This is a genomic window from Streptomyces sp. NPDC101234 (genome assembly GCF_044767525.1).
GTDB classification, from domain to species: domain Bacteria; phylum Actinomycetota; class Actinomycetes; order Streptomycetales; family Streptomycetaceae; genus Streptomyces; species Streptomyces sasae.
Genome location: NZ_JBIWOA010000010.1, coordinates 224650 through 251139, shown reverse-complemented (window position 1 = coordinate 251139; position 26490 = coordinate 224650). Strand labels below are relative to the sequence as shown.

Annotated in this window: 24 protein-coding genes; 9 read left to right on the top strand and 15 right to left on the bottom strand. The window is 70.6% G+C overall.

Annotated features, from left to right (window positions below; translation table 11 throughout):
* Positions 1–68: 68 nt before the first annotated feature.
* From ACIRR9_RS20440 to ACIRR9_RS20415, 6 genes are all read right to left on the bottom strand, one after another.
* Positions 69–245: a hypothetical protein gene (locus ACIRR9_RS20440; protein WP_403753557.1), complete on the bottom strand. Its 177-nt coding sequence runs from the start codon at positions 243–245 to the stop codon at positions 69–71.
* A gap of 125 nt (positions 246–370) precedes the next feature.
* A complete protein-coding gene (locus ACIRR9_RS20435) occupies positions 371–1111 on the bottom strand; it encodes an FAD:protein FMN transferase (RefSeq protein ID WP_403753723.1) in 741 nt (246 codons plus the stop codon).
* Between the two features lie 55 nt (positions 1112–1166).
* Entirely contained in the window at positions 1167–2000 is an 834-nt protein-coding gene (locus ACIRR9_RS20430) for an FMN-binding protein (RefSeq protein ID WP_403753554.1), read from the bottom strand.
* Between the two features lie 46 nt (positions 2001–2046).
* The gene (locus ACIRR9_RS20425; RefSeq protein WP_365343883.1) at positions 2047–3429 is read right to left on the bottom strand and encodes a ferredoxin reductase family protein; all 1383 of its coding nucleotides are present in this window, start codon (positions 3427–3429) and stop codon (positions 2047–2049) included.
* Between the two features lie 59 nt (positions 3430–3488).
* On the bottom strand, positions 3489–3992 hold the full coding sequence (locus tag ACIRR9_RS20420; protein WP_403753550.1) for an FMN-binding protein: 504 nt from the start codon (positions 3990–3992) through the stop codon (positions 3489–3491).
* 10 nt (positions 3993–4002) lie between these two features.
* The gene (locus ACIRR9_RS20415) at positions 4003–5361 is read right to left on the bottom strand and encodes a ferric reductase-like transmembrane domain-containing protein (RefSeq protein ID WP_403753547.1); all 1359 of its coding nucleotides are present in this window, start codon (positions 5359–5361) and stop codon (positions 4003–4005) included.
* Between the two features lie 151 nt (positions 5362–5512).
* On the opposite strand from ACIRR9_RS20415, the gene ACIRR9_RS20410 reads away from it, so the two are divergent.
* Both ACIRR9_RS20410 and ACIRR9_RS20405 read left to right on the top strand, forming a co-directional pair.
* Positions 5513–6253: a response regulator transcription factor gene (locus ACIRR9_RS20410; RefSeq protein WP_403753720.1), complete on the top strand. Its 741-nt coding sequence runs from the start codon at positions 5513–5515 to the stop codon at positions 6251–6253.
* Positions 6250–7743 (top strand): sensor histidine kinase, encoded by a 1494-nt coding sequence (locus ACIRR9_RS20405; protein ID WP_403753544.1) that lies wholly within the window; start codon positions 6250–6252, stop codon positions 7741–7743. The genes ACIRR9_RS20410 and ACIRR9_RS20405 overlap by 4 nt, the downstream gene beginning before the upstream one ends.
* A gap of 335 nt (positions 7744–8078) precedes the next feature.
* Here the strand turns inward: ACIRR9_RS20405 and ACIRR9_RS20400 are convergent, their stop codons facing one another.
* Positions 8079–8621, bottom strand: coding sequence for a DapH/DapD/GlmU-related protein (locus ACIRR9_RS20400; RefSeq protein WP_403753541.1), 543 nt, complete (start codon positions 8619–8621; stop codon positions 8079–8081).
* Between the two features lie 103 nt (positions 8622–8724).
* On the opposite strand from ACIRR9_RS20400, the gene ACIRR9_RS20395 reads away from it, so the two are divergent.
* Positions 8725–8985: a hypothetical protein gene (locus tag ACIRR9_RS20395; RefSeq protein ID WP_403753539.1), complete on the top strand. Its 261-nt coding sequence runs from the start codon at positions 8725–8727 to the stop codon at positions 8983–8985.
* 76 nt (positions 8986–9061) lie between these two features.
* Here the strand turns inward: ACIRR9_RS20395 and ACIRR9_RS20390 are convergent, their stop codons facing one another.
* The 7 genes from ACIRR9_RS20390 to ACIRR9_RS20360 form a co-directional block, all read right to left on the bottom strand.
* Entirely contained in the window at positions 9062–9196 is a 135-nt protein-coding gene (locus ACIRR9_RS20390) for a hypothetical protein (RefSeq protein WP_403753536.1), read from the bottom strand.
* Positions 9197–9240: 44 nt separating this feature from the next.
* Entirely contained in the window at positions 9241–9852 is a 612-nt protein-coding gene (locus ACIRR9_RS20385; protein ID WP_403753533.1) for a hypothetical protein, read from the bottom strand.
* Positions 9849–10232, bottom strand: a complete 384-nt coding sequence (locus ACIRR9_RS20380; protein ID WP_403753530.1) for a hypothetical protein — start codon at positions 10230–10232, stop codon at positions 9849–9851. The genes ACIRR9_RS20385 and ACIRR9_RS20380 overlap by 4 nt, the downstream gene beginning before the upstream one ends.
* The gene (locus tag ACIRR9_RS20375) at positions 10225–15192 is read right to left on the bottom strand and encodes a caspase family protein (RefSeq protein WP_403753527.1); all 4968 of its coding nucleotides are present in this window, start codon (positions 15190–15192) and stop codon (positions 10225–10227) included. The genes ACIRR9_RS20380 and ACIRR9_RS20375 overlap by 8 nt, the downstream gene beginning before the upstream one ends.
* Before the next feature lie 75 nt (positions 15193–15267).
* Positions 15268–15972 carry a L,D-transpeptidase gene (locus ACIRR9_RS20370; protein ID WP_403753524.1) on the bottom strand — a complete coding sequence of 235 codons (705 nt, stop codon included), beginning with the start codon at positions 15970–15972 and terminating at the stop codon, positions 15268–15270.
* A gap of 3 nt (positions 15973–15975) precedes the next feature.
* Positions 15976–16563 carry a pyridoxamine 5'-phosphate oxidase family protein gene (locus tag ACIRR9_RS20365; protein ID WP_403753521.1) on the bottom strand — a complete coding sequence of 196 codons (588 nt, stop codon included), beginning with the start codon at positions 16561–16563 and terminating at the stop codon, positions 15976–15978.
* 132 nt (positions 16564–16695) lie between these two features.
* Complete coding sequence (locus ACIRR9_RS20360; protein WP_403753518.1) at positions 16696–17568, bottom strand: hypothetical protein; 873 nt, start codon at positions 17566–17568, stop codon at positions 16696–16698.
* Between the two features lie 188 nt (positions 17569–17756).
* Here ACIRR9_RS20360 and ACIRR9_RS20355 point away from each other — a divergent pair, with 188 nt between their 5' ends.
* From ACIRR9_RS20355 to ACIRR9_RS20345, 3 genes are all read left to right on the top strand, one after another.
* Positions 17757–18950: an argininosuccinate synthase gene (locus ACIRR9_RS20355; RefSeq protein WP_403753515.1), complete on the top strand. Its 1194-nt coding sequence runs from the start codon at positions 17757–17759 to the stop codon at positions 18948–18950.
* 78 nt (positions 18951–19028) lie between these two features.
* The gene (gene argH, locus ACIRR9_RS20350) at positions 19029–20459 is read left to right on the top strand and encodes an argininosuccinate lyase (protein WP_365343860.1); all 1431 of its coding nucleotides are present in this window, start codon (positions 19029–19031) and stop codon (positions 20457–20459) included.
* 350 nt (positions 20460–20809) lie between these two features.
* Positions 20810–22246, top strand: a complete 1437-nt coding sequence (locus tag ACIRR9_RS20345) for a hypothetical protein (RefSeq protein WP_403753512.1) — start codon at positions 20810–20812, stop codon at positions 22244–22246.
* Positions 22247–22348: 102 nt separating this feature from the next.
* On the opposite strand, the gene ACIRR9_RS20340 is transcribed toward ACIRR9_RS20345, so the two are convergent.
* Positions 22349–23104: an HAD family hydrolase gene (locus ACIRR9_RS20340; RefSeq protein ID WP_403753509.1), complete on the bottom strand. Its 756-nt coding sequence runs from the start codon at positions 23102–23104 to the stop codon at positions 22349–22351.
* Between the two features lie 178 nt (positions 23105–23282).
* On the opposite strand from ACIRR9_RS20340, the gene ACIRR9_RS20335 reads away from it, so the two are divergent.
* From ACIRR9_RS20335 to ACIRR9_RS20325, 3 genes are all read left to right on the top strand, one after another.
* On the top strand, positions 23283–24254 hold the full coding sequence (locus tag ACIRR9_RS20335) for an aldo/keto reductase (RefSeq protein WP_403753506.1): 972 nt from the start codon (positions 23283–23285) through the stop codon (positions 24252–24254).
* A gap of 84 nt (positions 24255–24338) precedes the next feature.
* Positions 24339–24890 (top strand): TetR/AcrR family transcriptional regulator, encoded by a 552-nt coding sequence (locus ACIRR9_RS20330; RefSeq protein ID WP_221305148.1) that lies wholly within the window; start codon positions 24339–24341, stop codon positions 24888–24890.
* Positions 24887–26413: an MFS transporter gene (locus ACIRR9_RS20325; protein ID WP_403753503.1), complete on the top strand. Its 1527-nt coding sequence runs from the start codon at positions 24887–24889 to the stop codon at positions 26411–26413. The genes ACIRR9_RS20330 and ACIRR9_RS20325 overlap by 4 nt, the downstream gene beginning before the upstream one ends.
* The last annotated feature ends 77 nt before the right edge of the window (positions 26414–26490 follow it).

Sequence of the window (26490 nt, the reverse complement as noted above, 5' to 3'; positions counted from 1 at the left end):
CCTCGGGTACCGACTAAGGCGCGGACCGGCTGCCCCGGTCGCCGGTCCGCTCACCCTTCCCTCTGCGGTCAGTAGCCGTTGTGGCCGTGCCGGTCGCCGTGGTCGTGCCGGTCGCCTTCGAAGTCGTCGTGGTCGTGGCCGTGCCGGTCGCCATGACGGTCCCCGAACCGGTCGTCGCCGTGGCCGGACGAACCGTGGTCGTGGTCTCTGTGCAGTGCTGGCATCAGGTTGCTGAAGATGGCCATGTTGTTCCTCCTGAAACTTGCTTCACAGGGGATACGGGGGAGGAGGGAACTTGGATGGCGTTTTATGGAACGAATATGCAAAAAACGGGCACACGTCAGCCGTAGCCGTAGTCGCGTTCGGGGCGCTAGCCCAGACGCGCCGCAAGCCCCCCGGTGCACCGCACCTCGTCACCGGCCGTGATCAGCAGCCCTTCCACATCCGGCAGCGACTCCAGGAAGGCCAGCCCCGCCCGCGAGCCCATCGCGAACGCCGCCGTAGCCCAGCAGTCCACCCACGTCAGCCGCGGACCCACCACCGTCACCGCCACCAGGTCCGTCACCGCCGACTTGCCCGTCCGCGGATCGACGATGTGCGCGCCCCGCTCCGCCGTACCGGACGTGGCGACCGCCAGCTCCGCCACCCCGGCCGCCGAGATCACCGCCGCCAGCCCGCCCGGCCGCAGCGGATCGGCGATCCCCACCCGCCAGGCCCGCGCCGGCTCCGGCGCGCCGAACATCTGGACGTCGCCGCCGCCGTTCACGCTCACGCCGCTCACCCCGGCCACCCGCGCCAGCGCCCGCGCCGCCCGCTCGGCCGACCAGCCCTTGACGATTCCGGTGGGGTCGAACCGCCCCCGGTAGCGCGTGCTGAACCAGCCGTCGCTCACCCGCTCGGCCTCGGCCGCGAGTTCCAGCACCTCGGAGACCTCGGCATCGCACTCGTCGACGCCGATCTCCTCCCGCGCCAGCCGGGACACCTGGCTGTCCTCGCGGTAGGTGCTGAACACCTGGTCGACCCGGTGCAGTCCGGCGACCGCCTCTTCGAGGGCCGCCCGTACCGCAGCCGGATCCCCGCCGCGGACGTCGAAGGAGAAGACGGTCCCCATGACCTCCTCCGCATGACGTACCGCGGCGGGAGCCTTCGCGGACTCCGCCACCGCGTCAGCCACCGGCCTGGTCCAGCGCCGACTGCAGTGACTGCTTGTAGCCGGTGCTGGTGTAGGTGGCTCCGGAGACGGAGTCGATGGTGGCGTTGCCCGCCGCCACCGCTTCCTGGTTGAGCTTCGGCACGGCCAGTGCCGTCTTCTGGTCGCTCAGTCCGCCCTTGGGCGCCTGTACGGCCTCCGCCTTGGTGATCTTCCCGCCCGAGACCGTGATCCGGACCTGGACGGCCCCGTACTGGGTCTGCGCGACCTGCCCGGTCACCGTCTTGGCCTGCGCCTGCGCGGACCCCGACGAGGACGAACCGGAGGACGAGCCCGTGCCGGAGGACGAACCCGAACCCGAGGACGACGACGATCCGGAAGAGGACGACGCAGCCGCCTCCTTCATCTTGTCCAGCGCCGACTGCAGCGACTGCTTGTAGCCGGTGCTGGTGTACGTCGCCCCGGAGACCGAGTCGATGTTCGCGCTCTGCGCCGCCACCGTCTCCTTGTTGAGCTGCGGCACCGACAACGCGGTCTTCTGGTCGCTGGTGCCGCCCTTGGGCGCCTGGACCGCCTCGGCCTGGGTGATCTTGCCGTTGGCCACGGTCAGCCGGACCTGCACGACCCCGTACTGTGTCTGGGTCGCGTCACCGGTCACCGTCGTGGCCCCGGCGGCCCCGGTGCCGCCCTGCGGCGACTCCTGCCCGGCCGCGGCCGCCGACGGGGCCGTGCCCGCCGCCGACGCGGACGTCGGGTCCGACGACGGCTTCAGCGACAGCAGCAGCACGACGGCGGACACGGTTCCCGCGGTGGCCAGCACCACACGCCTGAGGGGGTGACTCTTCCTCATCGTTCCAGAACTCCCGATTCCCCTGGATTCCCTGAATTCCCGTCGCTCACATCTCGAACGACTCGTGATGGATGCGGCGGGCGGGAACCCCCGCGCCGCGCAGTGCTTCGTACACTCCCTGCGCGAACCCGGGCGGGCCGCACATGAAGACGTCGTGGTTGTCGATGTCCGGGATCTTCCGCTGGAGGTTCTCCGCGGAGATGTCGGGACGTTCTCCGTCCGGGCTGTTGACCGCGTACATCAGCCGGGCCCCGCGCTCGTTCGCGATCTTCGCGAGTTCGTCCCAGAGCGCCAGGTCCTGCGTGGTGTTGGCCCGGTAGAGCAGGGTCAGGTCGCCGGCCGCGCCGGGCAGCGTCTCGAACAGCGCCCGCATGGGCGTGATCCCGACACCGCCCGCCACCAGCAGCACCTTGCCGCGGCTGCGCCGGGAGGCGGTCATCGCCCCGTACGGCCCCTCGGCCCACACCCTGGTCCCGGGCCGCAGTTCGCGCAGCCGGGCGCTGTGGTCGCCGATCGCCTTGACGGTGATCCGCAGCATGTCGGGGCGCGGGGCCGCCGACAGGGAGTACGGGTGCGAGCTGAACCGCATCCCGGGAGCCAGGAACCGCCAGCGGAAGAACTGCCCGGCCTCCGCGCCCATCCGGTGCAGCTTGCGCCCGCCGATCAGCACCGACACGATGCCCGGCGTCTCCTCGATGACCGCCTCGACCCGCATCCGGTGGCGCAGGTTGAGCCGGATCGGGGTGAGGATCCGGTACCAGATCACCAGCGCGGTGACGATGCCGTACAGCCCGTACCAGAAGGTCTTGGCGATCGGGGTGAGCGCGAAGTCGTTGCCGGTGGTGATCTGGTGCCAGAAGGTCAGGAACACCGCCGCGTACGTCAGCAGGTGCACGTGGTACCAGCCGTCGTACGGCAGCCTGCGCCGGACCACCCCGATCGACGTCAGGCCGATGACCACGAACAGGCCTGTGCCGATGGCGGCCTTGCCCATGTCCGGCAGCTGGTTCACCGAGTCGATGGTCTGCTGGACGATGTCGTTCAGGGTCTTGCCGGCCTGCAGCGCGTAGCCCCACATGATGAGGAAGACGTGCGCGAAGACCAGGCAGAGGGTGTAGCGGCCGCTCATCGCGTGCCAGCGGGCGACGCGGTCGGAGCCGACCCGGCGCTCCAGCGCGGGCACCCGGGCCATCTGCAGCACGACCAGTGCCATCAGATATCCGGCCAACAGGCCCGTGATGCGGCCGGCGTTGAGTATCTTGCCGTTGGTGTCGGCGATGGACGGCGTGTTGTGCCACCACAGCCAGAGCACGGCCGCCGCGCCCGCCCAGACGGCGAGCAGCAGCGGTACGGCCGGGGAGCGGCGCGGGCGGATGCGGCGCATCGTCTGGCGGCGGGCGGCACGTCCGCCTGCGAGCGTGGTGGTCACGGTTCCTCCGTAGGGACTTGACCCTTGGCCCACAGGTACGTGCCGTACGGCCCGATTGTTCAGAGTCCGGCGGAGTCCAGTGCCGATTGGAGTGACTGCTGGTAACCACCGCTGGTGTAGGTGGCCCCGGAGACGGTGTCGATCTTCGCGCTCTGCGCCGCCAGCGCCTCGCTGCGCAGCTGCGGGAGGGCGTAGCTGTTGATCTGCTGGTCCCGGGGGTTGTCCGACGGGTACTGCACCGCCGTCACGTCCGTGATCTTGCCGCTCTTGATCGTCACCCGCACCTGGACGGGACCCCAGCGGGTCTGGACGGTGTCCCCGGTGACGGTCTTGGTGCCGGTGACCTTGCTGCCCCCCGACTTGCTGCCGGTGGCACCGGGCGCGGGGTTTGCGCTGCTCGACGACGACGATGACGACGGGGCCGGCGCCTGGGCCACCGAGCCCGTGACCACGGTCGGGCTGGTGTGCGGCTTCAGCGCCAGCAGCATCACGATCCCGGAGACGGTGGCGGCACTCGCCAGCATCACGCGGCGCAGGGGACGGTTCTTGTTCAGTGCGTGCACGGCAGCGGCCTCACAGCTCGAAGGACTCGTGGTGGATACGGCGGTCCGGCACTCCGGCGGCCCGCAGCGCGCCGTACAGCTCCTGGGCGAAGCCATGGGGGCCGCAGATGTAGACGTCGTGGCCGGCGAGGCCCGGGAAGGTCGCGCGCAGTGCCTCGGCCGAGATGTCCGGGCGTTCACCCCGGGGTCCGTTGAGGGCGTACAGCACCTGGGCCCCGCGCCACCGCGCGATCGCCTCCAGCTCGGCGCCCAGCGCCAGGTCCTCGGCGGTCCGCGCCCGGTACAGCAGCGTGACCTCGCCGGGCAGCGTCTCGAACAGCGCCCGCAGCGGGGTGACGCCGACACCGGCCGCGATCAGCAGGGAGCGATGGCTGGTGGCCCGGTCGGCGGTGAGACCGCCGTACGGGCCCTCCGCCCACACCCGGGTGCCGGGCCGCAGCAGCGGGACGGCCGCGCTGTGGTCGCCGAGCGCCTTGACCGTGATCCGCAGCAGGTCGCCGCGCGGCGGCGCCGACAGGGAGTACGGCGTCGACGTCCAGCCCATGCCGGCACCGCCGAAGAACCGCCAGCGGAAGAACTGCCCCGCCTGCGCGCCGAGTTCGCCGATCCGCCGCCCCCGCACCACGACCGAGAACACGCCCGGCGCCTCCTGCTGCACGGAGTCCACGCGCAGCCGGTGCCGGAGGTTGAGCCGCACCGGCGCCAGCACCCGGAACCACAGGACCAGGGCGGCGACCCCCAGGTACAGCGCGTACCAGAAGGCGGTGGCGACCAGCTTGCCGTTGAGGTCGTTGCCCAGCGAAAGCTGGTGGCCGAAAGCGAGGAAGACGGCCGCGTACGTCAGGAGGTGGACGTAGTACCAGAACTCGTAGCTGGTCCGACGGCGCACCGCCCGCGCCGAGGTGATGCCGACCGCGAAGAGGATCACCGTGCCGGCGGTGGCCTTGAGCATGTCCGGGTAGTTGAGGACGACGTCGAGCGTCTCGTGGACGAGCGAGGCGTGGTCCTGGGCCGCGTACCCGGTGAGGATCAGCACGACATGCGCGACCAGCAGACAGACCGTGTACCGCCCGGCCATGGCGTGCCACCGTGCCACCCGGTCGGAGCCGACCCGGACCTCCAGCAGCGGCACCCGGGCCATCAGGCCGACCAGCACCGCACAGGAGTACCCGCACAGCAGCCCGGCCATCCGCCCGGCCCCGGTCAGCCAGCCCGCCGCACCGACGACCGAGCCGGTGTCGGACCACCACAGCGCGAGCACGGCCGCCGCCCCGGCCCACAGCAGCGCGAGCACGGCGCCCGCGGGGGAGCGGCGCGTGGCCACGGCGGGCGCGGCCGGGGCCGTACGCCGTTCGTCCACGGTCGTCATGAGTCGCGTCCTTTCTCCGGTCAGGACGCCCACTGTGCAGCGCGAACTTCTGAGCGGCCTCTGAGCGTGGTCCGGCTCAGCCGACTCAGAGCAAACTCAGAGCGCCGCGAGTCCCCCCTCCTCACCCGGAGGAGCGATGCTGGTAGACGCGATGAACACGACCCGCTCCGGCCGCCCCGCCCTCACCAGACCCGACGGCACCCCGCTCCGCGTCCTCGTCGTCGACGACGACCCCGACCTCGCGGAGGTGCTCACCGGTGCCCTGCGCTACGAGGGCTGGGAGGTCCGCGCGGCCGGCGACGGTGCGGCCGCGCTGACCGTGGCCCGTGAGCTGCTGCCGGACGCGGTGGTCCTGGACGTGATGCTTCCCGACACCGACGGCTTCGCCGTCCTCCGCTCTCTCCACCAGGTCAAGCCGGACGTCTGTGTGCTCTTCCTCACCGCCCGGGACGCCGTCGAGGACCGGATCGCCGGTATCACCGCGGGCGGCGACGACTACGTCACCAAGCCCTTCAGCCTGGAGGAGGTCGTCGCCCGGCTGCGCGGACTGCTGCGCCGCGCGGGCATGGCCCGCCAGCAGGAGGACGGCCCCCGGCTCACGGTCGGCGATCTCACCATGGACGAGGAGGCCCGCGAGGTCACCCGGGCCGGCGAGCTGATCGAGCTCTCCCCGACCGAGTTCGAGCTCCTCCGCTTCCTGATGCGCAACCCCCGCCGCGTCCTCAGCAAGGCCCAGATCCTCGACCGCGTCTGGTCCTACGACTTCGGCGGCCGCGCCCATGTCGTGGAGCTGTACATCTCCTACCTGCGCAAGAAGGTGGACGCGGGCCGCGAGCCCATGATCCACACCGTGCGCGGCGCGGGCTACGTCCTCAAGCCGGTGACCAGGTGAATCTCCTACGACGGCCATGGCTGCGGCTACGGCGCCTGCCCCGCCCCCGCACCCTCCGTGCCCGCCTCACCGCGGGCCTGGTCGTGCTCCTTGCGGTGAGCTGCGCGGCCGTGGGCGTCGCGGCGGTGGTCGAGCTGAACGGCTTTCTCACCGGCCGTGTCGACCAGCAGCTCCAGCAGAGCGGGCCGAGCTTCCCGCAGTCCCTCGAACACGGGAAGTACAAGCCCAGCGACCGGGACGGCGACGAGCACGGCGACACCCGCCGCCAGGCCTCCGGCACCTTCGGCGCGCGCCTTCTGAACGGTCGGATCACCAACGCGGCCCTGATCCCGGCCGACGACGACCCGGACCTGACCGTCGGCCTCACCGCACACGACCGCACGGTCCTGGCCGGGGTCCCGGCGGACGGCAGGGCGCACACCGTCCACCTGAAGTCGATCGGCGAGTACCGGCTGATGGCCTGGACCGGCCTCGACGGCGACGTTCTGGTGACCGGACTGCCCCTGGAGCCGGTACGGGCCACCGTGCACCGCCTGGAACTGGTCTCCGCCGCGGTCTTCGGCCTCGCCCTGGCCGTGGCCGGGGTGGCCGGCGCCTTCTGGGTCCGCTGGTCCCTGCGCCCCCTGAGCCGGGTCGCGGCCACGGCGGCCAGGGTCAGCGAGCTCCCGCTCGCCAGTGGCGAGGTGGCGCTGCCGTCCCGCGCTCCCGAAGCCGACCCGCACGGCGAGGTCGGCCGGGTGGCCGCCGCCTTCAACCGCATGCTGGGTCATGTCGAGGACGCCCTCACCAAACGCCACGCCAGCGAGGAACGCCTGCGCACCTTCGCGGCCGACGCCAGCCATGAGCTGCGCACCCCGGTCGCCTCGGTCCGCGGCCATGCGGAACTGGCGCTGCTCCACCCCGGCCCGGTACCCCCCGAGGTCACCCGCGCCCTGGAACGCATCGCCGCGGAATCCTCCCGGATGGGCGAGATGGTCGACGACCTCCTCCTCCTGGCCCGCCTGGACGCGGGCCGCCCCCTGGAGCGCCGGCCGGTGGACCTCACCCACCTCATCCTGGACGCGGTCACGGACGCCCGCGCCGCGGGCCCCGACCACCGCTGGACCCTGGACCTCCCCGAGGACCCGGTGACGGTGCCGGGCGACACCCACCGCCTCCAGCAGGTGCTGGCCAACCTCCTGGCCAACGCACGTCTGCACACCCCCGCCGGTACCAAGGTGACGGTGCTGCTGGAGGCGGAGGACGGCACGACGGTCCTGCGGATCCACGACGACGGCCCCGGTATCCCGACAGACATCCAGCCCGGCGTCTTCGAACGCTTCACCAGAGCAGAACACCGCCGCCGCCAGGACGCGACGGGCGCAGGGGCGGGCCTGGGCCTGTCGATCGTGGCGGCGGTGGTGGAGGCACACGGAGGCACGGTGACCGTGGAGAGCCGCCCGGGTTCGACGACGTTCACCGTGCGACTTCCGCTCGGGTCACTCGCCTAGGGCCGCATCAACCGACAATCGTCCTGCAGCGCCGCGCTGTTCGACCCGCGCCGCCGGCGTCTGTCCTGGATCGTCAGGTCCGGGCGGTGGCGCACTCATCGCTGCCGTCAGGAACGTGATCGCCCATTGCCGGGCTACCTCCGCCCGCCACCGGGGAATCGCAGCCGGGGGAGGGCTGCTGGTGGACCTGGAGGCGGTCGCCGGCCGTCACGGCAAGGATCCCCCGCATCCGGAACCACAGCTCCTCCGGGGAAGGGCCGGGCAGTACGCGCGCGAAGGCCGCGAAGTAGCGGTCGCGGACCGTGTCCTCGGCCGGACCGGTCCTGAAGAGGCCGTCACCACTTTCGGTGCACGGTTGCCTTACTGCCGGTCACCAGGCTTGCCGGTGGCACGTCATCGGCCACGACCGCGCCAGCGGCAACCACGGCGTCACGGCCAATGCTGACGCCGGGCAGGATCGTGGCACCGGCACCGATCCACACGTTCTCCGCCACGTCGATGGGTGCGCCGGTGAGGTACAGCCGCCGCTCCTCGGGATCAACCGGGTGGCCGCTGGTGATGAACGTGACCTTCGGTCCGATCATCACGCGCTCGCCGAGCCGGATACCGGCATAGTCCAGGAACGTGCAGTTCTGGTTGATGAAGACACTCTCGGCGAGGTCGAGGTTCAGGCCATGGTCCGTGTAGAAGGGCGGATAGATCGTGACTCTCGGCGGCAGTGGCTTGCCAAGGATCTGCTCGAACAGTTCCGCCTTGCCCGCTTCGTCTTCGAAAGGCAGGACGTTCAGGCGGGAGGTGAGCTCGGTGACCCGCAGGACCCTCTCGGCCATGGCCTGGAACTCGGCGCTGCGGATGCGTATGAGACGGTCGCTGGGCATGCCACGATCCTTTCTGCGTACCGGCGGCGGGACAAGACTCACCGGTGATCAAAGTCAAGGGGGGGCCAACGGAGATGAACACGAGGGCGTCCAGGACCGTTCTGTGAGGAACAGCCTGGACACCCTCGCGACGGCACTCCGTGTGAAGACCGACGACCTGCTGAAAGCGTCTCCGCATCTGGCGCCCCTGCGTCCGGCCGTCGGGATCGCCCCGCAGCTCACCGACGCCGAACTCATCACGCCGACATTGATGGAGGCCATGCCCGGCTTCACCTCCGAGGCCAGGTGGCTCCGCCACGCCCGCGGTCACCTGCGGCGCCTCTTCCCGTACCTGCCCCAGCAGCCCGGCTGCACAAGCGCCTGATGCGTCTGCACCTGGTGTGCACCCTCCATGGCCTGACCTCCGCCTGCCCTGGACAGACGCTGATCGGCGACAAGAACTACTTCGGCCGCACCTTCGGATGCGGCAGGTCATCGAGTCGGTCAACGAGACCTTCAAGGGCCGACTCAACCTCGAACAGCATCGAGGCCGCACACCAGACGGCGAGATCGCCCGCGTCGTGCAGTGCATCCACGGCTTGCACTCGCCCGCGCCCGATCAACCGTGCGAGTCGCGGCGCTACTGCGGTCCACCGCTCCCGCACTCTCCAACCGGCGTTACAGACAGCACGCTTGCTGCGGCCAGGACGACACGCTTCTCACTTCCGGTCTTCAGCACCACCCCACCGGGCCCGGACCCCAGAAACCCCCCGCACCGTTCCCCACTCGTCGTCACCACTCGCACGAGTGGGTCCGACGGTGACTCCGTGGTCGTCCAGGCGACGACGATCGCGCCGCACACCAGAACGATCCCCGCCGCACAGCACACTGAGGCCTGTCGCAGTGCTCCGGTGACCCGAATGGTTTCCTGCTCGGTCCACCGGCGCAGCATCTGCCCGGTGAGCAGGACCCGACTGCCCGGTCGGCCGTAAGCGGCCCGTACCGCCAGCACCGAGCCGACGGCCAGTGACAGGAACGCCGCACCCAATAGCGCCGTGGCTGTGTGGCGCGCGGCGGACGGAAGCTGGGACAGATCGTCACGCCCCTTGAGCGTGACCAGGACCGCGAGCAGCGCGGTGAGCCCGGTCAGCCCGTTGCGCCAGCCCTCCGCCTGCTTCCTGAGTTCGCCGAGCTCGGAGAACTCCATCTCCCGCGCCAGCTGGGCCCAACGCCGGTCGGACTGCGCGCTCATCCGGCCCCGCCCGGGTTCAGCACCCCGATGCGCCAACTGGCTCCGCAGCCGGTGAACGGGGCGTCCTGCGGAAGGTTGTGATGCGGATGACCGCACTCGCAGAAATGGGTCTCCCGGAGCAGCAGACCGGCGTCCTCGGCAGGATCCGGCTCGGGCTGTTTTCCGCTGAGCCAGGACCGCAGCCCTTTGGTACCGGTGCCGGGCGCGCCGTGCCGGTACTCGGTGGACGTCCGCCCGTGACACCGCGGACACTCTCCGGCGACCATGATGCCGTGTCCGTCGGCGGAGGGGCTGTGGGCGAAGGGGGCGGCTGCCTGGCCCAGGTCCTCCTCGGCGTACGCGAGGTCGAAGTCATGGCCGGAGCCGGAGGGTTCAGTCATCTGCGCAGGTCTCACTCTCGCTCTTGTCCTCGTTGTCGGGAATCACCAGGCCGAACATCCCGGCGTACAGCCGCAGTCGGCCGTTGATCCACGCCTCGCTCTCACCGGTGGCCTCGGCTGCGCCTGCGATGTGCCGCTCCGTCACAGCCCCTTCGACGGCGGGGAACCTGCCGTCGAAGCCCTGGGTGAGCAGGGTGAGGTCCTGCCAGCAGGGGACGATGCCGGTGTCTGTGGGCAGGTCGCTCCGCACCGGAAGCAGACGCAGGTACGGCTTGATCCGCCGCACGGTGTGGGAGACGGGCTCACCGAGTCGGGCGGCGATACTGACCAGCTCGAAGGGCGTGTAGGGGGAATCCGGGGCGGAGAGGCGCTGCGCGGGGGAGAGGGCCACCACATCCCACTCGTCCGGAACGCTGTCGGGCAGCGCTGCCAGTTCCTCCGGCGTGAGCTCCGGAACGAGAGCGCCGAGGGATCGGAATTCGCTCAGCTGTGCATACGCGGAGGCGGGAGGGAGGGCGGTCCGCCGGGCATAGCGGGCCAGTGCCCCGGGCGTCAGCGTTCTCCACTCGGGTACGTCCACTTCTCCCTCGTCCCACGAGTTGAACGCACCGAGCGCGCGACACAGCGCCGGGGAGGGACGAACGTCGGCCAGACCCGCCGGGAGCGGCGGTATCGAGACCCCCAGCGAGACGGCTTGCCGGTCGGCGACGTTCCAGACCTCTCTCAGCGATTCCTGAAGGAACATCGCGGCGTTGACCAGCACGGCCGTGGTGAGCCGCGTGGCGGGAGAGTCGTAGTCGTTGTTCGCCGCGTCGTTGCCCGAGAACACGTAGCGGCTGCGCAGGTCCATCGTGTGCCATGACGTGCTGATGCGGTGGCCGTCGGCCACGGAGAGGCCCATGGCGCGCAGGGCGGCGATCAGCTCGTCGGTGACGAAGTCATCATCTTCTACGGCGGCGTAATAGAGGTCTCTCAGATCAATGCCGTCCTCAAGCCTGAGGCCGATCTCTTTTGTCGCGTACTCGACGAATTGGATCGTGTCGAAGGAGGGCGTCATCCTGCCGTCGAAACGCCCGTTGACATAGCGTGGTTCGTGCTCCAGGTCCAGCGCTGCAGCGACCTTGGCCATGCGCTGCTCGGCTTCGGCGAGTGGGATCTCGAACAAGTTCGCAGCCCGCATGGTGGCGGCCCAGCTCAGTCGGATACGCCCGTCCTGTGACGCGGAGACGCAGTGCTCCAGGAGACGACTCGTTGTGTCGTCCAGTTCTGACCAAGGGGCCATGGCGGAGTCAGCAGGAGCCGTCCAGCCGAGCCAGCTGAACCTCGCCAGACAGGCCAGCACATCGGACACCGGCGTTCCGCTCTGGCGGGAGCGGGCATGGACATCGTGAGGACCCACCACCCGGCGTCGCTGGCGATAGCCGCTGTCCACGAACAGACAAGCGATCTCGGCCTCGGTACAGATGTGGTGTACGTGGTGCGGCGGTGGCGAGGGGACGGCCAGCGAGTGCAGTGGAGTGAGGCGGGCGAGCGACTCGACCAGTTCGCCCAGCGGAAGGCTCAGCGCTGCCGAGACCAGAACCAGGCCGGCGAGGTCGTCGACATGGTCTCCGGCCCAGGCGGTTCGCGCAGACACTTGTTGAAGGAGATCCGACGTGCCGTTCAGCGTCGCGGCCACGTCGGCGTCCTGCGCCGACGGCACCCAGTCGAGTGTGCCCGCTCCGTCGGAGGGCAGCGGTGAGAAGCTGGGATCCGCAATGCGCAGCCTGCGCAGCCGGCGCAGCAGTTCGTCGAGGCGCATCGCGTTTCCCGCCGCGTACACCACGACATCGTGCCAAGAGTCGAACCTCGTGACCGCCAGACCCGCATCCCCGGGCGACGGCACGGGATACCCCGCGACGCTGCCCGGAGCACCGGAATCGTAGCTCCACCGGGGCACGCCGCGAACGGCATAGCGCCACGGCCTGATGCGGAACGGGTGTTCGCCGGCAGACGATCGCTCGTCGAGGTAGAACCAACCCACCTCGTCCAGCGAGAGAGGCTCGCCGTCCTTCTTGGCTACTGTGACGCCTTTGCCCCGCCAGGCCTTGTCCAGCACCTGGGCCACCCGCAGGCTCTGTTCCTCCAGCGCTGCGACCCACCTGCTGGTGAGCCCCGACCATCGCGACAACGCCTCGGCACCCCGTCGCCACTGCTCTTCCGCCCACTCGTGGTCGAACTCCTGGAGTTCCGTGCGGCTGACGCTGAGCTTCCCCGCATGTGGGCCCGTCAGGTTCAGCACATACCCGAACGGCTTCTGATCGGTCACGATCCCGTCGCACAGGATCGCTCCGTCTCCGTCGACCCACCAGAGCACCCCGGGAAGAGCGTTCAGGGGCTCGGGCGTACCCCCTCGCTCCGTCGGCGGCTGGAGCACCCCGCGGTCCCACCGATGCCGCACGCCCTCCCCGTCCACGGCCTCCACCTCGAACTCGGTCACCCGCACCAGCTCGCGCAGGATCCGGGTGCAGGACAGCCCCTTCGTGGCAGCGCCCTCCCGCAGGTACAGCCGGACCCGGGTACCGCCCTCCGCCAGCCCGTCGTCCGGTCCGGTGTGGCGGCGGATGCGGAACAGGCTTCCGCTGCTGGGGATGTCGACGCGCAGGGCGTGCTCGGCGGGGATGCCGTCCGGACTCACCTGCCGGGTCACGATCGTCATCTCGTCGGCGAGCATGAAGTAGCTGAACACGCCGATGCCGAATCGGCTGTTGGGGTAGAGCCTGAGGCTGCGGTCGTGCCGCAGCCAGCGCGACTGCTCCCGACGGAACGACTTCGACCGCTCGAAGCGGCTGCCGGCCCGGGTGAACGTATTGGCGAGTAGTTCCTCGCTCATGCCCACCCCGTTGTCCCGGCACTCGACGTACCGCCCGCGTTCGTCCTCGCCCTGAGTGAAGGTGATCTGCCCGCTCCACTCGGCGGGAGGGGCACCGCTGCTCCTGAGGTACGTCCAGCGCATGGCCCGGTACCGGCAGGCGTCCATGGCGTTCTGGTACAGCTCGCGCAGCGCGAGGGTCGGGTCGCCGCCGTACAACTGCTCGCCCATCAGCAGTTCCCGTACCTCCGCCTGGGCGAGATGGAAGCGCAGCAGCGGCACCTCGTACGGCTCCCGCCCGCCGCTGGTCCGCGCCGGACGCAGCGCACGTGCGGTCACCCGCTTCGGTACGTCCGTCAGTAGATCCGCTTCGGGGCCCGGCAGGTTGACGGCTCGGTCACGGATGCGCGTGACGAGCTGGTCCGCCTCCTCCACGACCTCGGCCAGCCCGGCGTGCACCGCCTGATGCGGGCAGGGCGCGTCCAGATGGAGCGCCGCGTCCTCCCGTTCCCAGCTCAGGCCGTGCGCGACGGCCCTGACGTGCTCGGGCAGGACCGGGTCCGTCACGGCCAGGTGCTCGGCCACGATCTCGGGGAACGTCCGTACGTCGACGGACAGGACGGCCGCCAGCCGTAGCAGTGCGGCCAGCGGGCGTATCCGCAGCGGCTGCGGGCCGGTGGGCAGCACCGCCTTGACCGGCGTCCGACCGGACGTCACGCCACCGTCGGGCAGTTCGTCGAAGCGGATGGCCGACGCGGCCGCGCACAGCAGCTCGACCACCTCGTGCACCCGGTCCGCGGCCACTCCAAGGTCGCGGACGAACGTCTCGGCCAGGCTGACCGGCACGGGTTTGTCGTCCGTCTCGAAACGGTCGGCGATCCACCGGTGCACCAGCCACATCACGACCGCTGTCTCGTCCTCCACCCGATCACGGGTCCGGCACTGCTCCACCTTGCGCACGATGCGCGCATGCTGGTCGCAGACCTGCTCGAAGTGCCTGCGGTGGGCCTCGGCTCCCGGTTGCCGGTCCGCTCGGTACGGATCGACCTCGGCGGCCTGGCTCAGCCGGTCGGCCCAGGCGGCTTCCCACAGGAACGGCGCCGCGACGAGGAACGCCGCCTCCACGGCGGACAGTTGCTGAGTCTCCGGCAGCACCAGCGGGAGCCGGTTCTCGACCAGCCGGACCGGGAACGCCTCGTCCGACCAAGGATCGGGGCGCAGCAGCCTGCCCTGTGTCAGATGCAGCATCCGGGCGCACCGCTCCACGAAGCCTGCCACCTGCTCCTGGAATCCGGGCACCGAGTCCCGATCCTCCGGGCGGACCCGCCCCCACAAAGGCGTCACACGCACCGCCCGCAGCCAGGTCTCCAGCAGTGGCCGGCCCTCACAGATCGCCGTCTCCCGGGTCGCCGCCTCGCCGTTGGTGCCGTACCGGATCAGAGCCGTCTGGCTCAGCCCGTGCCGACGTGCGGCAGCCGCCGTACGGCCGCGCGCCAGCTCGAAGACCTCCTCGACGGTCCGCGCCGACGTCAACGGGCCCAGTGCGTCCGCCAGCCCTCGGGTGAAGAAACTCCCCTCGGCCGAATAGCCGCTGCGTTCACCGGCGGAGCAGGCGGTCAGCACGGCGAACCCGCTTTTCGGCGGGCCGTTGTCGATGGCGTTACCGAAGGCCGTCTCGTCCTCGCCGAGATCCGTACGGCACGCGTCGACCAGCCACAGCACCGTCCCCGCACGGCACTTGGTCAACAACTGGCTGACGTTCGCGGGCAGCAGGGAATCGAGGTACGGCCACTCCCAGCCGCCCTCGGGTGAGGGCTCGGCGTCGGCGGGTACCAGGTAGTCGGAGCCGCCGACCCGGACGCCGTGCCCGGTGAAGTACAACAGCAGGGTGCTGCCGGGCGGTGCGTCGCACGCGACCTCGTAGAGCCTGCGTTGGATCTGGCCGCGGTCCGCGTCGTGCAGGACCTCCACGTCGTAGCCGACCCCGTCCAGCACCGAGGCCATCAGCCTCAGATCGCCCTCGACGACCTCGTCCAACGATTCCAGCAGCCCGTCGGTGGCGGGCGCCCGCCCCACCCCGATCAGGAGCGCTTTGCGCGCCTGTTCCATGTGCCCTCCCCGCAGAGGGACATGATGTCACCAGCCACGGACAGCAGCCGGCAAACGGCAACGCGCTGTCGGCCGTCAGTACCGGGTGAGAGCGGTGTCCCCGCTCACCGTCCCGATGGCGATATGCGGTGCCTTCCTCGGATCCGCCCACTGCAGAATCCGCCGCATCGCATCCACCGGCACCGACACACACCCGGCCGTCGCTCCCGCCCCGTTGACATGCAGAAAGATCCCGGCACCCCGCCCCCGTACCGGCTGCTGGTAGTTGAACCCGATCACCAGCGCGTACGCGTACTGCGTCGTGTACGACGACAACCGCTCCGACTCGGCGGCCCGGCAGTCGCCCGGCAACGGCTCGACCCAACGGTTGTAGGAGCTGGAGTCGTTGTCCTGGCACCACCACGAGTCCGCGGTCACCGCCCGGTACTCGACGGCGGTCCCGGCGGGCGCGGCCTGGAGACCGAAGCCGAACGGAAGGTCGTACAGCCCCGTAGGGGTCGTGTTCGTGCCCTGCTGCCGCTTGACCCCCTCGACCAGCCCCTTCGCCCCGAAACGGGCATCGGCGGACCCCACCTTCGCCCACGCCCCGTCCCGGCGCTCCCACCACGTGAGCGTCCCCGACGTCGAGCTCGGCGCGGACGCCTCCGCGGTGATCAGCTGGGTGCCGCCGCCCGTGTCGGCCATCCGGGCGGGCAGCGGGGACGAGTCCCCGTCCCCCGGAGCCGCACCGAGCAGCAGCAGGGACGCGGAGACAAGGGTGACGACGACACGCGGGCGCATGGTTCAGACGCTAGACGGAGGCAGCGGCAACGGCAGCCCGGGTAGGCCGTCCAGGCTCACCGCGATGTGGTCCTTCCGCTCGAAGTACGCGCTCAGGGAGGCGTCGTCCTCGCGCGCGAAGCGCTTCCCGTGCAGCTCGCGGTCGGACTCGTACGCCATGTGGGGGACCGCGTAACCGCAGCTGTCCCGGATGAGTTCGGCGCGTACGACGATCACGGCGCGCAGGCCGTGCTGGGCGGGGTCGATGTCGGGGAAACGGGTGAGGAGTTCCTGGAAGCGCGGGTCGTCGCGGAAGACCGCCTCGCCGCGCCCGTGCACCCGAACGATGTTCGGCGGGCCCTGGAACGCGCACCACATCAGGGTGATACGGCCGTTCTCCCGCAGATGCGCGATGGTCTCGGCGTTGGAGCCGGCGAAGTCCAGGTACGCCAGGGTCAGTTCGTCGAGTACGACGAAGGAGCCCTTGAGGCCCTTGGGGGAGAGGTTGACCGTGCCGTCGCCCGCGAGCGGGGCGGTGGCGGTGAAGAACAGGGGCTGTTCCTCGATGAACGTGCGGAGCCTGCCGTCGATGCGCTCATAGGTCTTTCCCATATCTCGGGATTATCGGCGCACTTACTTCGCATGTCTAAGGATTTGCCCTGCGGAACTTCGGGATCCGGACAGGCTCCACCGTGGCCGCCCCGGCCGGCGCTGTACACGGGGCGGCCACAGCTGCCTGTCACGTCACTTGGTGAGCGTGCAGGCGGCCAGGGAGTCCAGGCCGGTGGGCTTGGTCGACGTGCGGCCGATCGCGATGGCGATCCGGTCGATCGTCGACTTCCGCTTGTCCGCCAGCGGGCCGAGGATCGCGTTCTGCACGAAGTTCGGGCCGCCCTGGCCGACCGTGGTCTGGAGCCGGTTGTTGGCCTCCTGGATCTGCGTCTGGAGCAGCGTGAGGTTGCGGGTGACCTCGGCCTGCGCGGTGGCGGGGATCGCCGGCAGCTTGGAGGCGACGTCCGGGCAGGTGATCGTGCCCACCGCGCTGGTGTTCGTGTTCGTGCCGGTGCTGCCGGTCGACTGCTGCTGGGTCGCCGCAGTGGTCGGCGTGGCCGAGGCCGCGGTCGAGCCCGCCGCCGTACCGCTGCCCGTGTTCGTGGCGGTCCCGCCCGCGGCGTTCAGGGTGCACGGCGCCAGCGAGTCCAGGCCGGTCGGCTTGGCGGCCGTACGGCCGATCGCGGTCGCGATCCGGTTGATGGTGGCGACGCGCTTGTCCTTCAGGGGGCCGAGGATCGCGTTGTTCACGAAGTTCGGGCCGCCCTGGCCCACCGTGTCGACCAGCCGCTTGTTCGCCTCCTGGATCTGCGTCTGGAGCAGCGTCAGATTGCGGGTCACCTCCGCCTGCGCGGTGGCGGGGATCGCCGGCAGCTTGGAGGCGACGTCCGGGCAGGTGATCGTGCCCGGGCTGGAGAGGGTGCGGGCGTTCGTCGTGTCGCTGCTCTTGTCCGGCGTCCCGGCGAGGGCCGAACCGGCGATGACCGCACCGGACAGCGCCACGGCGGCAGCGCCGCCGATGAACGCGACGCGACGCTTGTTGTACTTCGGAAGAGCCCTGGACATACGGATGCCTCACTTGGGTCAGAGGTGGGTTTACAAACGCGGCGCCAGCGTTCAGGCATGGGTACGGGAAAGCGGTTTCGTTTGTTCAAACCTCTTTCGGAATTCGTTCCGCGACCGGAGCGGATTGACGAATCATGCAGAGCTCTGCATACTCATGCATAGCACGCGGATGTACGGGAGGAGGACCCATGACCGAGCGCGTCGTACTCGCCTACTCGGGCGGACTGGACACCTCCGTCGCCATCGGCTGGATCGCCGAGGAGACGGACGCCGAGGTCATCGCCGTCGCGGTGGACGTCGGCCAGGGCGGTGAGGACCTGGACGTCATCCGCAAGCGCGCCCTCGCCTGCGGCGCGGTCGAGGCCGAGGTCGCCGACGCCAGGGACGAGTTCGCCGAGGAGTACTGCCTCCCGGCGATCAGGGCCAACGCCCTCTACATGGACCGCTACCCGCTGGTCTCCGCCCTCTCCCGGCCGGCGATCGTCAAGCACCTGGTCGCCGCCGCCCGCAAGCACGGCGCCGCCACGGTCGCCCACGGCTGCACCGGCAAGGGCAACGACCAGGTCCGCTTCGAGGCCGGCATCGTCGCCCTCGCCCCCGACCTCACCTGTATCGCCCCGGTCCGCGACTACGCGATGACCCGCGACAAGGCCATCGCCTTCTGCGAGGCGAAGAACCTCCCGATCGCGACCACCAAGAAGTCCCCGTACTCCATCGACCAGAACGTCTTCGGCCGCGCCGTCGAGACCGGCTTCCTGGAAGACATCTGGAACGGCCCGATCGAGGACATCTACGAGTACACGCAGAACCCGGCCACCCCGCGCGAGGCCGACGAGGTGATCATCACCTTCGAGGCGGGCGCCCCGGTCGCGATCGACGGCAGGCCCGTCACCGTCCTCCAGGCGATCCAGGAGCTCAACGAACGCGCCGGAGCCCAGGGCGTCGGCCGGATCGACATGGTCGAGGACCGCCTGGTCGGCATCAAGTCCCGCGAGGTGTACGAGGCCCCGGGCGCGATCGCGCTGATCACCGCCCACCAGGAGCTGGAGAACGTCACCGTCGAGCGCGAACTCGCCCGCTACAAGCGGCAGGTGGAGCAGCGCTGGGGCGAACTCGTCTACGACGGCCAGTGGTTCTCCCCGCTCAAGCGTGCCCTGGACGGTTTCGTCAACGAGGCGAACCAGCATGTCACCGGAGACATCCGGATGACCCTGCACGGCGGCCGCGCGGTCGTCACCGGGCGCCGCTCCGCGTCCTCCCTCTACGACTTCAACCTCGCCACGTACGACACCGGCGACACCTTCGACCAGGCCGCGGCGAAGGGCTTCATCGACATCTACAGCCTGTCGTCGAAGATCGCGGCCAAACGCGACCTGTCCTGAGCAGTAGCGTGACGACCGCCTCCCCGTTCATGGCCGGGGAGGCGGTGCCACATCCGTATCTCTTCTAGGAGCAACGCAGTGAGCAGCAACAGCGGTGACGTACGGCTCTGGGGCGGCCGTTTCGCCGACGGCCCCGCCGAGGCCCTGGCGAAACTGTCCGCGTCCGTCCACTTCGACTGGCGGCTCGCGCCCTACGACATCGCCGGTTCGCGTGCCCACGCGCGCGTGCTGCACAAGGCGGGCCTGCTCACCGCGGACGAACTCCAGCGCATGATCGCCGGCCTCGACCAGCTCGAAGCCGATGTCGCCGACGGCTCCTTCGTGGGCACGATCGCCGACGAGGACGTCCACACCGCCCTGGAGCGCGGTCTCCTGGAGCGGCTCGGCCCCGACCTGGGCGGCAAGCTGCGCGCCGGCCGCTCCCGCAACGACCAGGTCGCCACCCTCTTCCGGATGTACCTCCGGGACCACGCCCGCGTGATCGGCGGCCTGATCGCCGACCTCCAGGACGCCCTGATCGGCCTCGCGGAGGCCCACCCGGACGTGGCGATGCCCGGCCGCACCCACCTCCAGCACGCCCAGCCGGTCCTCTTCGCCCACCATGTCCTGGCCCACGTCCAGTCCCTGTCCCGGGACGCGGAGCGGCTGCGCCAGTGGGACGACCGCACGGCCGTCTCCCCGTACGGCTCCGGCGCCCTGGCCGGTTCCTCCCTGGGTCTGGACCCGGAGGCGGTGGCGGCGGACCTCGGCTTCGAGCACGGCAGCGTCGGCAACTCGATCGACGGCACGGCCTCCCGCGACTTCGTGGCGGAGTTCGCCTTCATCACCGCGATGATCGGCGTGAACCTCTCCCGGATCGCCGAGGAGATCATCATCTGGAACACGAAGGAGTTCTCCTTCGTGACCCTGCACGACGCGTTCTCCACGGGCTCGTCGATCATGCCCCAGAAGAAGAACCCGGACATCGCGGAGCTGGCGCGTGGCAAGTCCGGCCGCCTGATCGGCAACCTCACCGGCCTCCTGGCCACCCTCAAGGCGCTGCCCCTCGCCTACAACCGCGACCTCCAGGAGGACAAGGAGCCGGTCTTCGACTCCTGCGACCAGCTGGAGGTCCTGCTCCCCGCGTTCACCGGCATGATGGCCACCCTCACCGTCAACCGCGAGCGCATGGAGGAACTGGCCCCGGCCGGCTTCTCCCTCGCCACCGACATCGCCGAGTGGCTGGTCAAGCAGGGCGTCCCGTTCCGGGTGGCGCACGAGGTGGCCGGCGAGTGCGTGAAGGCGGCGGAGGCCGAGAACAAGGAACTCGACGAACTGACCGACGACCAGTTCGCGAAGATCAGCGCCCACCTGACCCCCGAGGTCCGGACGGTCCTGAACGTCCCGGGCGCGCTCGCGTCCCGCAACGGCAGGGGCGGCACGGCACCCAGCGCGGTGGCGGTCCAGCTGTCGGAGGTCAAGGCGGACGTGGCCGCACAGCACACCTGGGCGACGGCCAGGACGGCCTGACCCCCAGGCCCGACTCAGGCCTGAGGGTCGGGCCTGACTCGGGCCTGGCTCGGGTCTGACCCAGTGCAGCCAGAAGGGCCCGGACGACATGTCCGGGCCCTTCTGGCTGCCCCGTCCCCCGACTGGCCGCCGAACCCGCCGCGTTCGGTGGCCCGCCCATACCGGGCGCGGGCCAGCGGGGACGGCCTGCTCAGCCGTCATCACCGCCGGTCGGAGGGGCTGCCGACCGCTCCTGTTCGAATTGACACCGGGCTACCGGGGCCTCGTACTGAACCAGGAGACACTTTGCATCAAATGTGTCTCTTCGGTGCACTCCACCACCCCCCACCCCACCCCCACATGGAGCCGCCATGACGGTGCAGCCACAGCAAGCGACCATGCCGACGGTCCTGGTGTTCGAGGACGACCCCGGCGGAGACCCTCTGCACATCAACATGCCCGTACCGCATCCCGTCCCCCAACTGGACACCCAGCCCTTCCCGACGGCCATCGCGGAGACCGCGCCGCAGCCGAACGGCGCCGGGCCCGGCACCGAGCCATTCCGCTACTGGGTGGCGGCCGACTCGCTCAGCCGGGCCGGCCAGACCTGGGGTCCGCTGGTTCCGGCCGGAACGAAGTGGCATCCGCAGGTCGGCCGCGCGCTCACGGCGCACCTCAACGCGGGCGACGACCTGAACGCCTTCTACGACCGTAAAGGCGTGTGGTTCTTCCGCAGCACGGTGGCGGGCGTCAACGTCGCCGCGTGCGAGAGCAACGAGGTCGTCCTGCACGAGACAGGGCACGCGATCCTCGACGCCCTGCGCCCCCAGCTGTTCAACATGGCGAGCGCGGAGACGGCCGCCCTGCACGAGGCGTTCGGTGACATCAGCGCCCTGCTGGGCTCGCTCCACCTGGAATCGCTGCGGATCGCGGTCCTTGCCGAGACGCACGGCAACCTCGAACTGTCCTCGCGGGTGTCCAGGATGGCCGAGCAGCTGGGCTGGGCGATCCGCCAGGGCGCGCCGAACGCGGTGGACCCGGACTGTCTGCGCAACATGGCGAACAACTTCTTCTACCGCGACCCGGTGCTGCTGCACCCGAACGAGCCCGCGAGCATGCTCTCCAGTGAGCCGCACTCGTTCTCCCGGGTGTTCAGCGGCGCCTTCCTGAAGGTCGTCGCGGGGATCTTCCGGCAGCAGGACCTGCAGGACCATGCCGGTCTGGGCAGGGCGGCCGAGATCGCGGGACAGCTGCTGGTGGACGCGGTCGTGGCCGCACCCGTGGTGTCCGCCTACTACGCGCAGGTCGCGGGGCACATGATCGCCGCGGACCAGCGCCGCAACGGCGGCATGTACGGCCAGTCCCTGCGCTCGGCGTTCATCCGGCACGGCATCCTCTCCCTGGAGGCCGCCGCGTCCGTCACCGAGCCGGAGGTGGCACGCCGAAACGCCGCAATCGCCGAGGCGACGCCGGGCGGTGGCGATGACGAGAGCCTGATGCCCGTCACGGTCCAGGGGACGATGTACGGCATCACCCAGCCGCTCACCCTCTTCGCCCCGGCGCAGGAGCGACGCTTCGGCATCGCGGGCTCCGACCCCGCCGGCGGTACGGTGCGGCCCTCCGACCCCGAGCGCGTGGCGACGTCGTTCCTCGAGGACCTCTTCCGTCGCGGCCGGGTCCAGGTGCCCGCGGAGCACCGCTCCGCCATCTCGTTCGCCGACGACAACCCGTCCCGGCTCAAGACGCACGAGATCACGCGGAGCGCGACCGGCGAGGGCCTGGCCCTGATCCGGCGCTGCTTCGACTGAGGAACCGGTCCGGGTGTTCTTGAGGAGCCGGTCCCGGTGTTCTTGAGGAGCCGGTCCGAGTGCTCGGTCCGAGCGTTCGGCCCGAGGGCCGGCTCTGAGCGCTCACCGGGAAAAGCGCAGACGGCGGACGGTGAGCCGTCCGTCGTCCTCGCGCTTGACCACATGCGTCGTCCTGGGCGTCGGCTCCTCACCCTCGAAGACCGCCTCGCCGCGCGCCAGCAGATCGCTGACGAACTTCTCGGCCTCCGCCTGGTCCTCCACCCCTCCCTCCACGTCCACCGTGAAACCGGCGTGCTCCAGCACTTCGGTGCCCCGTTCGGTCGTCATGACGACCACGAGCCGCTGGGAGACGACCCGTACGGGAACGGCCTCGGTCCCGTCCATGGCCGCGGTCAACGCCGCCTGGCCCTGGCCGTCCGGCAACTCGATCCGCGCCCGGAACACGGGACGGTTCTCCACCGCCGCCACGGTGAACACCGGGTGGGGTGCGGTACGCAGCCCCGCCTCCCGTGCGAACGCGCGCTCCTGGGCGTTCTCGCCCACGAAGACACAGCCGTCGGCCGTCGTTCCCCCCGTGCTCGCGACCGCCCGGTCGAAGATCCCGCGACTGTCCTTCGCACCCCAGTGCACAAGGGCCTCGTCCGTGAAACGGCCGGGGAACGCCTGCGCCAGCGCGCCCGCCGCCCGCGCCACGGCACCGTCGTCCGACCCGGGGTTGGAGATGATGCCCTTGCGCACCTCGCGGAGGGCGTCGAGCACGGCGATGACACGCGGCAGGGGCTGGAGTTCCAACGAGCCGTCAGGGCCCACGTGGGGATGCGCGAGGGTCTCCCCGATGTCGAAGAAGATCACAGACATGAGGAGTGCCTCCCCATGGTGAACGCTTTCGAGTCGGGACCGGCGGAGTGAAAACGCCGTGGGCGTGACAGACGACGACAGCTCCCGGCGCGGGCTGAACCGCGCGGGGCTGGGTAGATTGGTGCGAGATCTCTCCCCGGATCCGAGACCCCCCTACGCCGATCGTGCCGGAGCCCCCATGCCGTTCAGCCGCCTGGCCACCGTGACCACGCCCACCGCGCACCTCGGGTTCGGCCTCGCCGCCGTCGGCCGCCCCGGCTACATCAACCTCGGCCGCGAGGAGGACCTCGGGGATGACCGCAGCGTCGAGGCGCTCCGAGCCAGGACCCACGGCCTCCTGGACGCGGCCTACGCCCAAGGCGTCCGCTACTTCGACGTCGCGCGTTCCTACGGCCGCTCCGAGGAATTCCTCGCCGACTGGCTGAAGTCCCGACCCGATGTCACCGACGTGGTCATCGGCAGCAAATGGGGCTACACCTACACCGCGGACTGGACCACGGACGCCGAGAAGCACGAGGTCAAGGACCACAGCGTCCGCACGTACGACCGGCAGCGCGCCGAGACCGCCGAACTCCTCGGCGACCGTCTCGACCTCTACCAGATCCACTCGGTGACCCCGGACAGCCCCGCCCTCACCGACAAGGAACTCCACGCCCGCCTCGCCGAAGCGGCGTCCGCTGGCCTCACCGTCGGCTTCTCCACCAGCGGCCCCGCCCAGGCCGACGCGATCCGCGCCGCCCTCGCCGTCACGGTCGACGGCGAGCCCCTCTTCCGTACCGTCCAGTCGACGTACAACGCCCTGGAGACCTCGGCGGGCCCCGCGCTCGACGAGGCGCACGACGCCGGACTGGCGGTGATCGTGAAGGAGGGCATGGCCAACGGCCGGCTGGCCGCCCCGCACGCGCCCGACGCCCTCAGGGCCGTCGCCGAGGAGACCGGCCTCGGCTGCGACGCCGTGGCCCTCGCCGTCGTGCTGCGGCAGCCCTGGGCCGGAGTCGTCCTCTCCGGCGCGGCGACGCTCACCCAGCTCGCCTCCAACCTGCACGCGGCCGTGGTCGACCTCGACGAGGAACAGCTGAGCCGGCTCGCCGCCCTGGTCGAGGACCCGCACGCCTACTGGGAGCGCCGCGGCAGCCTGCCCTGGCACTGACGCGCAGCCGGTCGTGACCAGCCCCAGGTGAGTCACACATGCCCATGTGAGACAATAATGTCTCACATGGGCTATTCTTGTCTCATGGCTCTCGATCGTGACCACGTCCTCCGCAGCGCGGCCGCCCTGCTGACCCGCAAGTCCACCGCGACCATGGACGAGGTCGCCAAGGCCGCCGGGATCAGCCGGGCGACCCTGCACCGGCACTTCGCGGGACGGGACGCGCTGGTCCGCGCGCTGGAGGCGCTCGGCATCGAGGAGTGCGAGGCGGCCCTGGACGCGGCCCGCCTGGACGAGGGCCCGGCGGCCGACGCCGTACACCGCCTGGTCCGGGAGATCGAACCGGCCGCCGGGCTGCTCGCGTTCCTCTACACCGAGAACCAGCTGTTCGAGGGCGAGGGGCAGAACCAGGGCTGGGCCCGTATCGACGACCGCATCGCGGGCCTGTTCAGACGCGGCCAGCGAAGCGGCGAGTTCCGTATCGATCTCACGCCCGCCTGGCTCACCGAGGCGCTGTACGGCCTGCTGGCCTCCGCCGCCTGGGCGGTCTCCGAAGGCCGCGTCGCCCCCAAGGACTTCACCCACATGATCGTCGAGCTGTTGCTCGGCGGCGCACGACGAAGAGAGGAATCATGACCAGCACCCTGCAGCCGGCGCGTGGGACGGAGACGGAGGAGAAGCGCCCGGGCCGCTGGATCGCGCTCTCCGTCCTCGTGCTCGCCGTGCTGCTGGTGGCCGTCGACGCGACCGTCCTCGGCCTCGCGACCCCCTACATCAGCGAAGACCTCAGGCCCACCGGCACCCAACTGCTCTGGATCGGGGACGTCTACTCGTTCGTCATCGCCGGTCTGCTGGTCTCGATGGGCAGCCTCGGTGACCGCATCGGCCGCAAGCGGATCCTGCTCGGCGGCGCCACGGCGTTCGGCGCGATATCCGTCCTGAACGCCTATGCGACGACCCCGGGCATGATGATCGCCGCCCGCGCCCTGCTCGGCGTCGCGGGCGCGACCCTGATGCCCGCCACCCTCGCCCTGATCCGCAACCTCTTCCACGACCCGCGCGAGCGCAGCCTCGCCGTCGGCATCTGGGGCGCAACCGCCTCCGCCGGTACGGCCGTCGGCCCGATCGCGGGCGGCTTCCTGCTCGAACACTTCTGGTGGGGCTCGGTCTTCCTCATCAACCTGCCGGTGATGGCGGTCCTGGTCCTCGTCGGCATCCGGACGCTCCCCGAGTCCCGCAACCCCGATCCCGGCCCCTGGGACCTGGTCAGCGTCGTGCTGTCGCTGGTCGGCATGGTCTCGGTCGTGTACGCGGTGAAGGAGGCCGCGACCCATGGCCTCACCGGAGTGACCGCGGCCGCGGCGCTCCTCGGCACGGCCGCCCTCTACGGCTTCGTCCGCCGCCAACTCACCATGCCCAAGCCGCTGTTGGACATGCGCCTGTTCCGCAGGCGCGGCTTCGGCGGCGCGGTCCTGGCCGACCTGCTGACCGTGCTCGGCATGTCGGGCCTGGTGTTCTTCCTCTCCCAGTTCCTGCAACTGGTCCAGGGCAGGCGCCCGTTCGAGGCGGGCCTGGCCGAACTCCCCGCCGCCGTCGGCGCGGTGGCGGCGGGTCTGGTGGCCGGCCGGGCGGCCCGCCGCTACTCGGTACGCGCGGTGGTCTCCGGCGGACTGGCGGCGGTGGGCGTGGCCCTCGCGGCACTGACCATGATCTCGCAGTCCACCGGCTACCCCGTCCTCGGTGCGGCCCTGCTGGTGGTCGGCATCGGCGCGGGCCTCTCCTTCACGGTCACGGCGGACGTCATCCTCTCCAGCGTCCCCAAGGACCAGGCGGGCGCCGCCTCGGCGGTCTCCGAGACGGCGTACGAACTGGGCGCGGCGCTGGGCATCGCCCTGCTGGGCTCGATCGTGATGGGCGTCTACCGCGACTTCGCGGCTCCGGCGGGCACCCCGGCCGCCGCCCACGAGTCCCTCGGGGCGGCGGTGGAGGCGGCGAAGACCATGCCGGCACACCCGGCGACGGAGATGCTGGCAGCGGCCCGCGACTCCTTCACCCACGGCCTGCACCTGGCATCGGGCGCAGGCGCCGCGGTCCTCCTGGCAACGGCGGTGGCGGCCTGGTTCCTGCTCAGGAACCAGAAACTGGAAGACGCCGCGTAGGCGCAACCCCCCAGGGGCGCGGGGCTGTATCCGATATGCGGCTACCGCCGTGTGGGCGCGACCAGCCCCCACGCACC